This is a genomic window from Cryobacterium sp. LW097 (assembly GCF_002205495.2).
GTDB classification, from domain to species: Bacteria; Actinomycetota; Actinomycetes; order Actinomycetales; family Microbacteriaceae; genus Cryobacterium; species Cryobacterium zongtaii.
The window spans coordinates 1,703,138-1,716,542 of record NZ_CP021992.1 but is presented as its reverse complement, the minus strand read 5'-3'; the positions used below and the strand labels follow the sequence as shown (position 1 = coordinate 1,716,542).

Annotated in this window: 12 protein-coding genes; 3 read left to right on the top strand and 9 right to left on the bottom strand. The window is 67.9% G+C overall.

What is annotated here, in order from left to right; all coding sequences use genetic code 11:
• Window positions 1-14 precede the first annotated feature (14 nt).
• Window positions 15-1,598 (bottom strand): anthranilate synthase component I family protein, encoded by a 1,584-nt coding sequence (locus B7495_RS07895; protein WP_240632448.1) that lies wholly within the window; start codon window positions 1,596-1,598, stop codon window positions 15-17.
• Window positions 1,599-1,660: 62 nt separating this feature from the next.
• Window positions 1,661-2,041, bottom strand: a complete 381-nt coding sequence (locus B7495_RS07890) for a hypothetical protein (RefSeq protein ID WP_134409415.1) — start codon at window positions 2,039-2,041, stop codon at window positions 1,661-1,663.
• Window positions 2,042-2,158: 117 nt separating this feature from the next.
• Here B7495_RS07890 and B7495_RS07885 point away from each other — a divergent pair, with 117 nt between their 5' ends.
• A complete protein-coding gene (locus B7495_RS07885; RefSeq protein WP_088456090.1) occupies window positions 2,159-2,812 on the top strand; it encodes a DedA family protein in 654 nt (217 codons plus the stop codon).
• On the opposite strand, the gene cydC is transcribed toward B7495_RS07885, so the two are convergent.
• Genes cydC through B7495_RS07865 form a run of 4 tightly spaced genes read right to left on the bottom strand, consistent with a single transcriptional unit; the run spans window position 2,784 to window position 8,630 of the window.
• Window positions 2,784-4,538 carry a thiol reductant ABC exporter subunit CydC gene (cydC, locus tag B7495_RS07880; protein WP_088456089.1) on the bottom strand — a complete coding sequence of 585 codons (1,755 nt, stop codon included), beginning with the start codon at window positions 4,536-4,538 and terminating at the stop codon, window positions 2,784-2,786. The two genes, B7495_RS07885 and cydC, sit on opposite strands and share 29 nt — an antisense overlap.
• A complete protein-coding gene (gene cydD, locus B7495_RS07875) occupies window positions 4,531-6,201 on the bottom strand; it encodes a thiol reductant ABC exporter subunit CydD (protein WP_088456088.1) in 1,671 nt (556 codons plus the stop codon). Before cydD ends, cydC begins: the two co-directional genes overlap by 8 nt.
• Before the next feature lie 5 nt (window positions 6,202-6,206).
• Window positions 6,207-7,211: a cytochrome d ubiquinol oxidase subunit II gene (cydB, locus tag B7495_RS07870; RefSeq protein ID WP_088456087.1), complete on the bottom strand. Its 1,005-nt coding sequence runs from the start codon at window positions 7,209-7,211 to the stop codon at window positions 6,207-6,209.
• A 9-nt stretch (window positions 7,212-7,220) separates the two neighbouring features.
• Window positions 7,221-8,630 (bottom strand): cytochrome ubiquinol oxidase subunit I, encoded by a 1,410-nt coding sequence (locus tag B7495_RS07865; RefSeq protein WP_088456086.1) that lies wholly within the window; start codon window positions 8,628-8,630, stop codon window positions 7,221-7,223.
• 90 nt (window positions 8,631-8,720) lie between these two features.
• On the opposite strand from B7495_RS07865, the gene B7495_RS07860 reads away from it, so the two are divergent.
• Both B7495_RS07860 and B7495_RS07855 read left to right on the top strand, forming a co-directional pair.
• A complete protein-coding gene (locus tag B7495_RS07860; protein WP_088456085.1) occupies window positions 8,721-9,101 on the top strand; it encodes a BlaI/MecI/CopY family transcriptional regulator in 381 nt (126 codons plus the stop codon).
• 53 nt (window positions 9,102-9,154) lie between these two features.
• Entirely contained in the window at window positions 9,155-10,108 is a 954-nt protein-coding gene (locus tag B7495_RS07855; protein ID WP_240632447.1) for a M56 family metallopeptidase, read from the top strand.
• A gap of 59 nt (window positions 10,109-10,167) precedes the next feature.
• On the opposite strand, the gene B7495_RS07850 is transcribed toward B7495_RS07855, so the two are convergent.
• From B7495_RS07850 to B7495_RS07840, 3 genes are all read right to left on the bottom strand, one after another.
• Window positions 10,168-11,742, bottom strand: coding sequence for a DUF2142 domain-containing protein (locus B7495_RS07850; RefSeq protein WP_088456084.1), 1,575 nt, complete (start codon window positions 11,740-11,742; stop codon window positions 10,168-10,170).
• Window positions 11,743-11,849: 107 nt separating this feature from the next.
• A complete protein-coding gene (locus B7495_RS07845) occupies window positions 11,850-12,269 on the bottom strand; it encodes a DUF2304 domain-containing protein (RefSeq protein WP_088456083.1) in 420 nt (139 codons plus the stop codon).
• Window positions 12,270-12,273: 4 nt separating this feature from the next.
• On the bottom strand, window positions 12,274-13,002 hold the full coding sequence (locus B7495_RS07840; RefSeq protein ID WP_088457980.1) for a glycosyltransferase family 2 protein: 729 nt from the start codon (window positions 13,000-13,002) through the stop codon (window positions 12,274-12,276).
• Window positions 13,003-13,405 lie beyond the last annotated feature (403 nt).

Here is a 13,405-nt window from a genome sequence, read left to right as displayed (position 1 = left end):
CGACGCCCAAGCTCCTAGGTTACTAAACCCTGACCATCCGCCGGGTCCGGCGCCGCGGCGGACGCCAGGATCGCGCCGATCAGGGCCCTGGCCTTGATCCGGGTCTCCTCGATCTCCTCGGCGGGCACCGAGAGCGCCGTGATGCCTCCCCCGGTTCCGATCGAGGCGCCCGCCGGGCCGAGCACGATGCTGCGGATGACCATGGCCAGATCGACGGCGCCGTCGTTGCCGAGGTAGCCGAAGGCCCCCGCGTAGATGCCACGGTCGCCACCTTCGAGCGCGGCGAGGATGCTCATGGCGCTGGCCTTGGGCGCCCCGGTCATCGACCCGGCCGGGAAGGTGGCTTCGATGGCGTCGACCGCGGTCATCCCCGGCGCCAGCTGGGCGACGACGGTGCTGACCAACTGGTGCACGTGCGGGTAGCTCTCGACCTGCAGCAACGACGTCACCGCGACCGTACCGAGGGCGGCCACCCGGCCGAGGTCGTTGCGCATCAGGTCGACGATCATCAGGTTCTCGGCGCGCTCCTTGTCGCTGGCGAGCAGTTCGGTGGCGAGCATCCGGTCGGTGACCGGATCGGGAGATCGAGGCCTGGTGCCCTTGATGGGACGCGTTTGCACCCGACCCCGTGGTGTCACGGAGAGGAATTCCTCCGGAGAGGCACTCAACAGCGCATGCGAGCCGAACCTGAGTAGGCCGCCGTGGTGACTCGGACTGCCCGCGCGCAGCTGCCGGTACACCGTGACGGGGTCGAAGCTGCCGGCGATGGTGACCTCGTTGGTGAGGCAGAGCTGATAGGCGTCGCCGGCTTCGATGCGATCCTGGCAGGCCTCGATCAGGCGCGCGTACTCGCCGGCGTCGTGCCGCCAACGCACGTCGACGGCCGTGGCGGATGCCGGATGCAGCAGCGGTCGCGCCGGCGTGTCCTGCGGAGCGGAGTCGGGCAGCCGGCTGCTGACGTCCCGAGAGCTGAGGTTCCGAGAGCTGAGGTCCCGAGAGATGTGCAGTGCCCACTCCTCGATGGCGGCAGGGGAGAGGTCGGGTCCGCTGCTCGCGAGCAGGGTGACCGTGCGGGCGGCGTGGTCGAAGGCGATGACACGGTCGACGTAGAGCAGCGCGGCATCGGGAGCATCGCCGGCCTGCTCCCCCGCCCGGAGACCGGCGGCGGTCGCCGCCAGACCGTAGCCGAACCAGCCCATCCAGCCGAGCCGGAAACCGACCTCGTCCGGAGAGGTCCCGTCCGCCGACGTCGCGCGCACTGTGTTCAGGTCGGCACGCAGGAAGTCGAAGATGGTGCCAGCCGTCGTACGGGCCTCAGTGGCGGCGTCGAGCGGCCGGGAACACGTTACCGTTCCGGTCCGGGCCGAGGCGGTGACGAAACGAGAGCCGTCGTGGGCGGCCGCCAGATAGCTCACACCTGCCGTCGCGCCGGTTCCGGCGTCCAGCCAGACGGCATGGCTGGCCTCGCGGTGCAATAGATCGAAGGCCGCGGCCGGGTCGATCCAGTGCGGGAGCCGACGGGAGAACACCGGGTCGGGCAGCATCGGGGCCGGGCGTTGGGTGACGTCCGGTTGCGGGAGGCTGGGTGTCGACGGCATCCCCTCAGCCTAGAGCCGCGGAGATGACTCCCGGAGGGGCAGGCCTGTCCTCGTGGCCCTGTCTACAGCTCGTGGGCGATGAGCGCGATGACGAGGCCCCAGCAGGCACCGGTCAGCAGAGCCAAGGCGATCCTGATGGTACGCGGCCTGAGCCACGGGATAAGTGCGAGAGCCAGGGTCATGGCCACGGCGGCAGCGATGCAGGCGGTGATCGCCGTGCCGGTGTCTGCGGGGTACGGTCCCTGCCAGCTGCTGCACCCGCCCCATGGGCACCAGCTGAGTCTGGCGATAGCGAGCGCGGGCAGGCTGACCACGAAAACCAGGGGCATCGCCCAGAGCAGGTGCAGGGCGCTTCGGCGCTGGATCACGATGCGGCGGCGGTGCGCACCATCCTGACGGTTTCGCCAGGGTGGGGGCCGCGCATCCTTGTTGCCATGGTCCATGGTCGTGCACGCATTCTGAAGGGTCCAGCACCCAGTTCAGGGGATGACTGATCCCCAGCCACGCCCGCACGCACGGGCGCACACCACCCGCGCAGGCACACGCTTTAGGCTGGCGAGGTGAACGACGTACTCAACTGGATCCTGGACGCCGTGAGCTCCGTCGACCCCGTCGTGCGCACCCTGCTGGCGGGCGTGGGCATGCTCCTGGAGACGTCGGTGCTGATCGGATTGGTCGTCCCTGGCGACACCATCGTGATCGTGGCGAGCACGGCCGTGGAGGGACCCGTCGAATACGTCGGCTTGGTGCTGGCGGTCATCCTGGGCGCACTGGCCGGTGAGAGCATCGGTTTTTATCTGGGGCGCCGATTCGGCCCGTGGATCCGGCTCAGCTGGCTCGGCCGGCGCATCGGTGAGAAGAACTGGGCGGCCGCGGAGCGCTACCTGGCACGGCGCGGCGGGATCGCCGTATTCCTCTCGCGGTTCCTGCCGGTGCTGCACTCGGTCATCCCGCTCACCGTGGGCATGAGCACCATGCGGTACCGCACCTTCCTGACCTGGACGGTGCCCGCCTGTGTGCTCTGGACCGTGGCCTACGTGAGCGTCGGCGCCGCGGCGGCCGAGGGATACCGCAGCATTTCAGACCAGCTGCACTTCGCGGGGTACCTGTTCGTCGGCGCGATCGCTGCCTTCGGCGTGGTTGTGGTCCTCGTCAAGCGCTGGCTGAAGCGCCGGGAGGCCAGATTCATGGAACGAGAGCTTCCCCCGGAGTAGGGTCCAGCTTCAGGCCGGATCCGGCCGTGAGAGTGTAGGTGCTCGTGATCAGCCCGACCGGAACCGGGGTGTGCGAGATGAGCAGCACGGCCCGGCCGGCGCCGCCCGCCGCCGACAGGATGTCCCGCACGAGAGTGTCGCCGAGTCCGGTGTCTACGTTGGCCGTGGGCTCATCGACGATGAGGACCGGGAAGTCGGCCAACAGCGCCCTGGCCAGGGCTATCCGCTGGGCCTGGCCGCCGGAGACGAGGGCCCCGCGCTCGCCCACCCGGGCATCCAGGCCGCCGCGCCGGCGAACCCAGTCGGCGAGCCCGACCCGGGCGAGCACGTCGAGAAGGTCATCGTCGGTGGCGGTGTCCCGCGCGAAGAGCAGGTTCTGCCGTACGGTGTCGTCGAACAGCCACGGTCGTTGCTCGCACAGTCCCACGATCCGCCGCACCTCGGCCGGAGCCAGGTCTCTGGCTTCGACGCCTTTGACCCTGTATGACCCTGTGTAGTCGAGGAAACGCACCAAGGTCTGCGCGAGGGTGGTCTTGCCCGCTCCACTGGCCCCCGCCAGGTGGACGCGGTCGCCGGCGTTCAGCCGTAGCGTCACCCCGGCCAGCGCGGGATGATCTGTTCCCGGCCAGCTGGCTCCGAGCGCCGTGAGCTCAATGAGCGGGTTGCCGGTCTGAGGAACGACGGCGGTCGGCTCTGACGCCTCTCGCAGGGCGACATCCGACGGGATTTCGGCTGGAATCGTCTCGGGCACCGCCGTCGCCACCCGCTCGGCACTGGAGCGGACCTGGCGCCAGGCACTGATGGCCGGGGGGATCATGGCGAAGACCTCGAACACTGCCATGGGAATCAGCACGACCACGGCGAGGGCGGGGCCGGACACACCGCCGGAGCCCAGGGCCGGGATTGCCGCAATGAGTGCGAGTACGGTCGCGGCGCCGGCGCACAGTGAGATCACGGCGGCCTGCACTCCGGCTCCCGTTGAGCTGCGGAGCGACGCCGTCCGCAGCCTGTTCTCCACCGCTACGAGTTCGGTCAGTCGGGTCTCGAGGGCGCTGAAGGCCGTGAGCACGTCGAGGTTCTCGACGACCTCGAGCACCTCGTCGGCCAGGGCACCTCGAAGCGGTGCGAGGTCGCGCTCGGAGCGGGCCGACAGCGCCGCTGTCGCGAGGGTGCCGACGATGCCGGCCACGATCAGGCACACCATCAGGGTGAGCCCCGCCGACGGCAGCACCCACCAGACCCCGACGACGCTGAGAACGGCCACCAGGCCAGAGGTCGCCAGGGGCTGCACTACCCGCAGCGGCAGGTCCTGCAGGTCGTCGACATCGCGCACCAGCCGGGTCAGTAGGTCGCCCCTCCTGGTGCCGGCGAGTCCGGCGGGGGCCAGGGGCAGCAGACGGGCGAAGATGCCCAGCCGCAGTTCTCCGAGCTGGCGGAACGCCGCATCGTGGCTGAGCAGTCGCTCCAGATAGCGGAGCGCCGCGCGGGACAGGGCGAACGCGCGTACACCGACGACGGCCAGGCCGAGGAACAGGATCGGCGGCATTTCGGCGGCGCGGGTGATGAGCCACGCCGAGCAGGCCAGGAGCGCCACCGCACTGGCGGCGCTGCCCACCCCGGCCGCGAGGCCGGGCAGGCTGCGGCGTGCCGGCGGTTGGGCGAGTCTGAGCACGGACCGGGTCGCCGTGGACACACCCAGCGCGAAGGGAGAACGTCGATCAGACATGGGCGACCTCGTTCAGGTGGACGACGTGGTCGGCGGCGGACACGAAGGCCGGGCGATGACTCACGACGATGACGATGCGGCCCTGGCCGGCCAACCGGCGCAGTCCCTCGATGAGGGCCTGCTCGGCGGTCGTGTCGAGAGCCGAACTCGGCTCGTCGAGCACGAGGACCGGACAGTCCAGGGAGATGCACCGGTAGATGGCCCTCGCGGCGGCGACCCGCTGGGATTGACCGCCGGACAGTCCGGCCCCGTTGACACCCAGGCGCAGTGCGGGATCCAGATCGCCGGCGCCCGCCCACCGCAGCGCGGTGGTGACCAGGGCATCGTCGGTGACGTCTGCGCAGAGGGCGACGTTGCTCGAGATACTGCCGGAAAATAGGCCGGCGCGTTGCCCGGACCAGGCGAGCCAATGCCGGCTGTCGTCGGGGAGCACGGCCTTGGCGCCGAGGAACAGCCGGCCGTCGTACGGAATGAAGCCCTGAAGGGCACCGATGAGGGTGGACTTGCCCACGCCGCTCGGGCCGCTGAGCACACTGAGCTGCCCGGCGGCGAAGTCAGCGCGGAGACTGTCGATAATCGTGGCGTCGCCGCGGCGGATGGTCACCGCGTCGAAGCGGAGGGTGTCGACGCTGTCGACGTCGTGGGGCGTTGCGGGAACAGTCGCGCCGGCCGTCCCTTCCGAACCGACCCGGGGCATACGGTCCGGGAGGTCGTCGTCTTCCAGAATGGCGAAGACTTCTTCGGCCGCGGCGAGGCCGTCGGCCGCGGCGTGGAACTGTGCGCCGACCTGTCGCACCGGCAGGAAGGCTTCCGGCGCCAGCAGCAGCACGAACAGGCCCACACCCAGCAGCAACGACCCGTCGACGAGCCGCAGTCCGATGGACACGGCGATCAGGGCCACCGAGAGGCTGCCGGCGAGCTCCAGCGCGAATCCGCTGAGGAACGAGACCCGCAACACCTTCATGGTGCGGCCCCGGTACTCGTCGGTGAGGTTGCCCAGGCGGGCGGCTTGGCGGCGGTCCCGACCGAAGATCTTCAGGGTGGCCAGACCGCCGACCACATCGAGGAAACCCGCCGACAGCCGTTGCAGGGCATCCCATTGCTGACGTTGCACGACCTGGGTGGCCTGGCCGATCAGGATCATGAACACGGGGATGAGCGGGAGAACGATGATCACCGTGATGCCGCTGGCCGGGTCCTGCCAGAGCATCACCAGCACCAGGATCGGCGTGGCGATGGCCGTCAACAGCAGTTGGGGCAGGTACCTCGCGAAGTAGTTGTCGAGTGCGTCCAATCCGCTCGTGACCACTGTCGCAACCCGGGCGGATTGCTGGCCGGCCAGCCAGTCCGGTCCTCGCTCAGCCAGCCGGCGAAGAACCGCGGTGCGCAGCTGACTCTTCACGGCTGCGGCCCCCCGGCTGGCGGCGACCTCGAGAAGCCACACCAGTGTGGCGCGCAGGATGACCACGGCGGCCAGCGCGGAGACGGTGCTGCTGAGTGACTCCAGCGACTCGCCGCTGACCGCGAGCGTGATGCTCTGGCTCAGGAACCAGGCGAACGCGACGATGGTGAGGGTCTGGGCCAGGCCCAGAACCGCACCGACGAGGAGGAACCACCGGGCTGCGGAGGCATGGGTGAGAAGCCGAGGATCGAGGGGACGCATCCGTTTTAGTGTACGGCGGCTTCGATGTGCGACCGGCTGATCCGCTTGCGGAACACCCAGTAGGTCCACCCCTGGTAGCCCAGGATCACGGGGGCCGCGATCAGCGCGGTCCAGCTCATCACCTGCAGCGTGTACGGCGTGGACGAAGCGTTCTCGATGGTCAGGCTGTTGGCCACATCGTTGCTGGCCGGCATCACATCAGGGAACAGCGACGCGAACAGGGTCAGCACGGCGAAACCGATGGTGACGGCCATGAGGCCGAACGCGGTGCGCTCGTTGCCGCGCAGGTTGGCCAGGTAGGCGGTGATCAGGGCCACGGCCGCGACGGCGGCGAGGATGCCGGAGGCGAGGGTGCCGTAGGCGAGCGTTGTCCAGACCAGGAAGGTCGCTGCCACGACGATGGTGACCAGCCCCGACTTGATCGCCAGGGCGCGGGCCCGCACCCGGATGTCGCCCTCGGTCTTGGTGGAGACGAAAATCACTCCGTGCGTGAAGAAGAGCAGCAGCGTGGTGAGGCCCGCGAGCAGCGCGTAGGGGTTCAGCAGGTCGAAGAAACTGCCGATGTAGTTGAAGTTCTCATCCAGCGGCACGCCGCGGACGACGTTGCCGAAGGCCACACCCCAGAGCAGGGCGGGCACGGCCGAACCGACCACGATCATGGTGTCGAAGGACTTCTTCCACTTCAGCTCGGGCCGCTGATGCCGGTACTCGAACGACACGCCCCGTGCGATCAGGGCCAACAGGATGAGCAGCAACGCCAGGTAGAAGCCGCTGAACATCGTGGCGTACCACTCGGGGAACGCGGCGAACAGCGAGGCGCCGGCCACGATGACCCAGGTCTCGTTGAGGTCCCAGACCGGGCCGATGGTGTTGATCAGGACCCGGCGGTCGGTGTCGTCCTTGCCGAGGAACGGCAGAGACATGCCCACCCCGAAGTCGAACCCGTCGAGGACGAAGTAGCCGATGAACATCGCGGCGATGATCCAGAACCACAGGATATTGAGTTCCATGGTGAGCTCCTAGTAGACCGTGGTCGTGTGCTTGATTTCGCCGGACACCGGGTCCGGCGCCGGAGCGTCGTCCGGCCCTTTCTGGACCGCCTTGAGGATCAGGCGGAATTCCACCACGGCGAGGGCGCCGTAGAGCAGGGTGAAGGCGATCAGAGAGATGAGGATCTCGAGCCCGCTGACGTTCGGCGAGACACCGTCTGCGGTTTTGAGGAGGCCGAAGACCAGCCACGGTTGCCGGCCCATCTCGGTGAAGACCCAGCCCACACTCATGGCCAGCAACGACATCGGGAAGGACCAGATCGCGATCTTCCACATCCAGGTCTTCGGGCTCCGTCCCTTGCGGGTGAACCAGAGGCCGGCGACGGCGACGAGGATGTGGGCGATGCCGAGTCCGATCATCCACCGGAACGACCAGTAGGTGACCCAGATGATCGGCGCGTAGTCGCCAGGACCGTAGAGCTGCACGTACTGCTCCTGGAGGTTGTTGATGCCCTCCACCGTGCCGTCGAAGGTGTGCGTGGACAGAAACGACAGCAGGTACGGGATGCGCACGGAGAAGAGTTCACTGACACCGTCGGGGGTGCCGAGGGTGAAGATCGAGAAGGAGGCCTCGGCGCCGGTGGCCGTGTTGTACATGGCCTCGGCCGCGGCCATCTTCATCGGCTGCGCCGCCACCATCGCCAGGCTCAGCTGGTCGCCCATCAGGGTGGTGAGGGCTCCGGAGATGACCATCATCCAGAGGCCGAACTTGAGCGCGGGCCGCATGGTCTCGAGGTGTTGATTGCGGGACAGGTGCCAGGCGGCGACCGAGATGATCAGGCCGGCGGAGACCATGAAGCAGGCGAAGATCGTGTGCGGGAAGGCCGCGAGGGCGATCGGGTTGGTGAGCAGCTCGCCGATGCTGGTGAGCTCGGCCCGACCCTTTTCCTCGTTGATCTGGTACGCGACAGGATTCTGCATGAAGGCGTTCGCGGCGATGATGAAGTACGCCGACGCGATGCTGCCCACCGTGGTCAGCCAGATGGTGGCCAGGTGCAGGCCCTTGGGCAGTTTGTCCCAGCCGAAGATCCACAGGCCGATGAAGGTGGCCTCGAGGAAGAAGGCGGTGATGCCCTCGAAGGCCAGGGGCGCTCCGAAGACGTCGCCGACGAATCGGGAGTAGTCCGACCAGTTCATGCCGAACTGGAACTCCTGCACGATGCCGGTCACGACGCCCATGGCGAAGTTGATCAGGAAGATCTTGCCGAAGAAGTGGGTCAGTTGGAGGTACATGGCCTTGTTGGTGCGGTACCAGGCGGTCTGGAAGATCGCCACCGTCGTGACCAGGCCGATGGTCAGTGGTACGAACAGGAAGTGGTAGATCGTCGTCAGGCCGAACTGCCAGCGCGACAGGAGTAACGGATCAAGCCACTCGTTCATTTGCCCTCCAAGACGGTTTTTCTACGTGTCGTAGAAGACTACTATTCTACGTTCGGTAGAAAGCGCCGTTTCGCTTGGTAAAGTTTCCTCATGGGAAGTCTGGGCGTGCTCGAGCGAATGTTGATGGACCTGCTCTGGTCTGCCGACGCTCCCCTGACCGCCAACGAACTGCGTGATGCTCTGCTCGATCCCGCCGCCACCGGCGCGAAGCCCCTCGCAACGACGACGGTGCTCACCGTGCTGTCGCGCCTGGAGAGCAAGGGCTTCGTCACTCGCGACCGCGATAGCCGGCCGCACGGGTACACGGCAGTGAGCTCCCGGGCACAGCACACCGCCGAGCTCATGCACGAGGTTCTGGGCACGACGAGCGACCGCACGGCGACGCTGGCCCGGTTCATCGGCAACGTCAGCCCGCAGGAGGCGCAGACCCTGCGCGCCCTGCTCGAGAGCATCGGCCCGTCGCCGGAGTGACGATGGCCGTCATCCCCGGCACGAGCCTGTCGGCCGTGGCCGGGTAGCGCGCCGTGCTCAACACCGCACTGGCACTGATGGCGCTGGCCGTACTCCTGGCCTGGCCCGTTCCGATTCTCCTTGCCGGGGCAGACTGGCCGCCTCGCGCGCCCGGCCTGGCCCTCGCCCTGTGGCAGTCGATCGCCCTGGCCGGTGGCATCTCGATGATCGGCTCGTTGCTGGTCTTCGGCCTGATCCCGTTCGGAGCCACCCCCGTGTCGGCCCTCGGCGCCCTCGCCGGGCACGTCGCGGCCGGCACTCTACCCGCCGGGGCCACGCTGGCGGGGGTGATGGCGCTCTGCCTGGCGTTGATCCTCGGCACCCACCTGCTGCTCAACCTCAGTGCCACGTTCATCCGCGCCGAGCGGCAGCGCCGTCGTCACCACACCCTGATCGGACTGCTCAGCGATCCGTTGCCCTTCGATACCGAGGGCACCAGGGTCATCGACCATGCCGCGCCGATCGCGTACTGCTTGCCCGGGGGCACCAGGTCGGCCACGGTGTTGTCCAGAGGTCTGCTGCACCTGCTGGATGCCGACCAGCTGCGTGGCGTCGTGGCGCACGAGCGCGCCCACTTGCGTCAGCAGCACCACGTGGTATTGCTGGCGTTCAAGTCCTGGCACAGCGCCCTGCCCTGGTTCCCCATCGCCAACCGCGCCGAGAATGCGGTGGCCCTGCTGGTGGAGATGATGGCCGACGACCAGGCCAGGCAGGCTGTCGACGACCGCACCCTGGCCAGGGCGATCGCGCTCGTGGGCACCGCCCACCTGTCGGAGGTCTCCGGTACCCAGACGCCGCTCGCGGCCGCGGGCGGCCTCGATGACGTCTCCTCAGCCGACCTGGTCGGGCCGCGGGTGAGCCGTCTGCTGGGCAACGTCCCTGGGCTGAGCACGACGGCGCGCACCCTGGTGGTCTGCACGACCGTCGCCCTGCTCCTGCTGCCGCCGGCGCTGCTGCTGACGACCTGACGTTCGGGGTTGCCCCCCAGAACGGTCCCCGGGACGGTCCCCCGGGAACGTCTGCGCGGCTAAGCCGCAGAGGCCGGTTCGGGCCTGGCGGCGTCGAGCGGGCCCACCGCCGTGCGGGATTCGCGGAATGCCGCCCGGTACGTGAGCTGCGCGCCCACGGTCACGGCGGCGACGAGAACGGCCGTGAGAATGAGCCATCCCACCGGCGGTTGCCAACTCGGTGCCATGAACATGGCTTCGATGCCGCCATTGACCGTGACCATGTACCGCCGGAGGGTGGAGACGAATGAGAACACCTGCCCGATCGACAAAAGAGCAAGCAGGGTGATCACGAAGCGTTTGAGGCCCGCGGAAGGCTGTGGCCGCTGATCGGAATCGTCGATCGCCAGGCCGCAGGCGACGAGGAGACACATCATCATGGCCAGCATGTAGCGACCCTGCCAGATGCTGCCGATCGAACTGATCAGAATGGCCTGCGTGATCGCCGGCACCAGCACCATGACCAGGGCCAGGCCGAGAACGGCGAACTTTCCCCGCCGCGATCCCCAGGCCACGGCGGCGACCAGCACGGTCACGATGCCGAAGCTGAACACGATGATGCTGAAGCTGGGCGACGGTGTGTCGGTCCAACCGAAGAACCCGATCAGCCCGTCGCTGAAGTCGAGCGTACGCAGCACCATCGTGAAGAACTCGATGGTCGGGCTACTCCCGGTATTGGCGGTGGGGTGCTCCGCGAAGGTGGCCAGGCCGAGGTACCACGCGACCGTCAGTCCGCTGACGAGGCCGCATGCTCCGATCGCCACCCAGGCAGCCGGTTGGCGGACCAGACCCGCCACGACACGCGGATTGGCGAACACGAGTGCCGCTCCGACGATGATCAGCACCCAGAGCAGCGAGATGCTTCGTGTGCTCAGGAGCGCCGCGGCCGTGACGACTACCAGTGCTGCCCGTTCCCACAGGAGACGTCTGGAGGCCGGTGTCTGCAGGGTAAGCACCAGGGTGGCCAACAGCGCCCCCGCTGACGCGACTTCGACGCCATTGGGATTGATCGACCCGCCCAGATACAGCACCATCGGCGTCACCGCGACCGCGGCAGCGACGATGACCCATCGGGACCGGGGCAACTGCATCAACTGCATGAACATCACGGCCAGGGCGGCGGCGGACAGTACCGCACTGAGCGCTCGCATCGCATACAGCGCCGGTGTCCCGTCCATCACCAGCGTCGGCAGCCCGACGATGGCGTAGTAGGCGGGGCTGTTCAGCCCGGCGGACGTACCGGTGACCACGATGTCGGTCGGATCGCCCTCGACAGGGCGGACGCAGCCGGCAGAGATATCCGGCCGGAATTTGTAGCAGCTGAGTTCGTGGGCGTGGGCAACGGACCGCGGGACCTCAGCGCGAGCCAGCGACAGGTCCTGGTCCCAGGGCACACTCTCGATCTGTCCGCGGGCGACGGCGGCGGCGCGGATCGCATGCGACGCCTCATCGGGTGCTGACATCATCGGCGACGCCAGGGCCCACAGCAGCATCGGGGCCAGGATGACCACAAAACTGGTGACAAAGACCCGCCATCGTCGGCCGGTGCGATCCAATGGTGCCGATGACGTATCGCTGGTTGCTGCTGTCTTCATGCCGCTGCTGTGTCCGCATCTATTGAACCGTTCGGCGGGGGCGACCGAGGACGGGAGGAAAGGAATCACGGCGGGATGCCCACGCCGCGGAAAGTTTAGCGCTCGGGTCAGAGCTCCTGGGTATCCTGCAGCCGCTCTCCGCGGCCGGTCGCGGTACCGTGCAGATCTTCGGAATCCACGCGGCTTTCCAACTCCCGGAGGCGCAGATCCTGCAATGCGGACATCTCCACGAGAGTGCGGGTCTTGCTTTCCAGATCGGTCAATTCGGCGCTGTGCTGGATACAGACGAGGAACAACACGGCGATGCTCACGAAGAAGACCAGGTTGGTCGGCACATCCACTCCGAAGCGCGCCGCCGCCCAGATGAGAGTGTCGGGGAACACGCTGATGACAAGCGCGAGAAGGCCGGCGATGACCCACCACAGCGCGTGGCGCTCGCGCAGGCGACGTCGGCGCAGCATCTCGATCACAACGCCCAGCGTCGCGAGAGCGGCAAGGACGCCGATGATATAGGTGGAAAAGCTCACGGACTCAGGCCTCCGGTCGAAGTGGCAGCGACGGACGGATGAGTGCGAAGCACAGGGCGACGAAGGCCCGGCCGAGGTAAGCGGCGGATCGAAGCGGGTTGTGTGACGGCTGCCCCCCTGCGCGCACCCGCATGATGACAGGCACCTGTTCGATGCGGCAGCCGGCACGAGAAGCGATGACAAGGGCCTCGATGGTATCGCCCAGATATTCCGCCGGATAGTGCGACGCGAACAGTGCGACCGCACGAGGCCCGGAGGCCTTGAACCCGGAGGTCGTATCGGTCAGCGTGGTCCGCGCGGTCCGGCTGAGAATGACGGACAGCACACGCATAGCCCATCGGCGAGGTCCGCGTGCCTCGTAGTCGCCGACTCCGGCGAAGCGGGCACCGATGACCAGGTCAGCGTCAGCGAGTCGCTCGAGCAGGGCCAGCACGTTGGCCGGATCATGCTGGCCGTCTGAATCGATCTGAACGACATTGTCGAAGCCGTGAGCAATGGCGTACTTGAAGCCCAGTCGCATGGCACCGCCGACCCCGAGGTTGACGGGAAGCTCAGCGACGACGGCGCCGGCGCGACGGGCAAAGGCCGTCGTCTGGTCGGCCGAACCGTCATTGACCACCAGGCAGTGCACCCCCGGCAGAGCGGAGAAGACTTCACGCACGACGTCACCGACCGACTCTTCCTCGTTGAAGGCCGGCATGACGATCAGGGTACGCGCGAGGACCGACGACATGTCCTGGGCGAGCCTCACCGGGCTGGCCCCGACCGGCGGGACCGAGACGCTCCCGAGGGAGCGGTCCCCCGGCGTGATCGCCAGGGCGTGGCCGAGAAGAGCGCGGGTGCCCCGGCGGTCCCTGGCCGTGATGGACGCGGGGATGCGGGTCACGGCGTTGAGCCGGGAAGAGTAGTGGCGCGAGGCCACCCGCGCCGCACGTTTCCACCCCATGGCGGTCATCCGCTCCGCACACTCCGCGAAGTAGCGCTGCTCTTCGACGAAGCGGGACCCGTCTTCGGCCTTCCACGAGGAGACGCTGCCGGAGTGCCGGCGATACCGGAAACTCGGCTGGTCGTCGAGCACGAGCGTGCCACCGGCTACGACGATGTCGATGAGCAGGGCGAGGTCGAGGGCGACATCG

Bases quoted from the DNA above. Each gene is read 5' to 3' on its own strand.
- B7495_RS07895 (WP_240632448.1), bottom strand. From the start codon at position 1,598: ATGCCGTCGACACCCAGCCTCCCGCAACCGGACGTCACCCAACGCCCG.
- B7495_RS07890 (WP_134409415.1), bottom strand. From the start codon at position 2,041: ATGGACCATGGCAACAAGGATGCGCGGCCCCCACCCTGGCGAAACCGT.
- cydC (WP_088456089.1), bottom strand. From the start codon at position 4,538: ATGTCTGATCGACGTTCTCCCTTCGCGCTGGGTGTGTCCACGGCGACC.
- cydD (WP_088456088.1), bottom strand. From the start codon at position 6,201: ATGCGTCCCCTCGATCCTCGGCTTCTCACCCATGCCTCCGCAGCCCGG.
- cydB (WP_088456087.1), bottom strand. From the start codon at position 7,211: ATGGAACTCAATATCCTGTGGTTCTGGATCATCGCCGCGATGTTCATC.
- B7495_RS07865 (WP_088456086.1), bottom strand. From the start codon at position 8,630: ATGAACGAGTGGCTTGATCCGTTACTCCTGTCGCGCTGGCAGTTCGGC.
- B7495_RS07860 (WP_088456085.1), top strand. From the start codon at position 8,721: ATGGGAAGTCTGGGCGTGCTCGAGCGAATGTTGATGGACCTGCTCTGG.
- B7495_RS07850 (WP_088456084.1), bottom strand. From the start codon at position 11,742: ATGAAGACAGCAGCAACCAGCGATACGTCATCGGCACCATTGGATCGC.
- B7495_RS07840 (WP_088457980.1), bottom strand. From the start codon at position 13,002: ATGTCGTCGGTCCTCGCGCGTACCCTGATCGTCATGCCGGCCTTCAAC.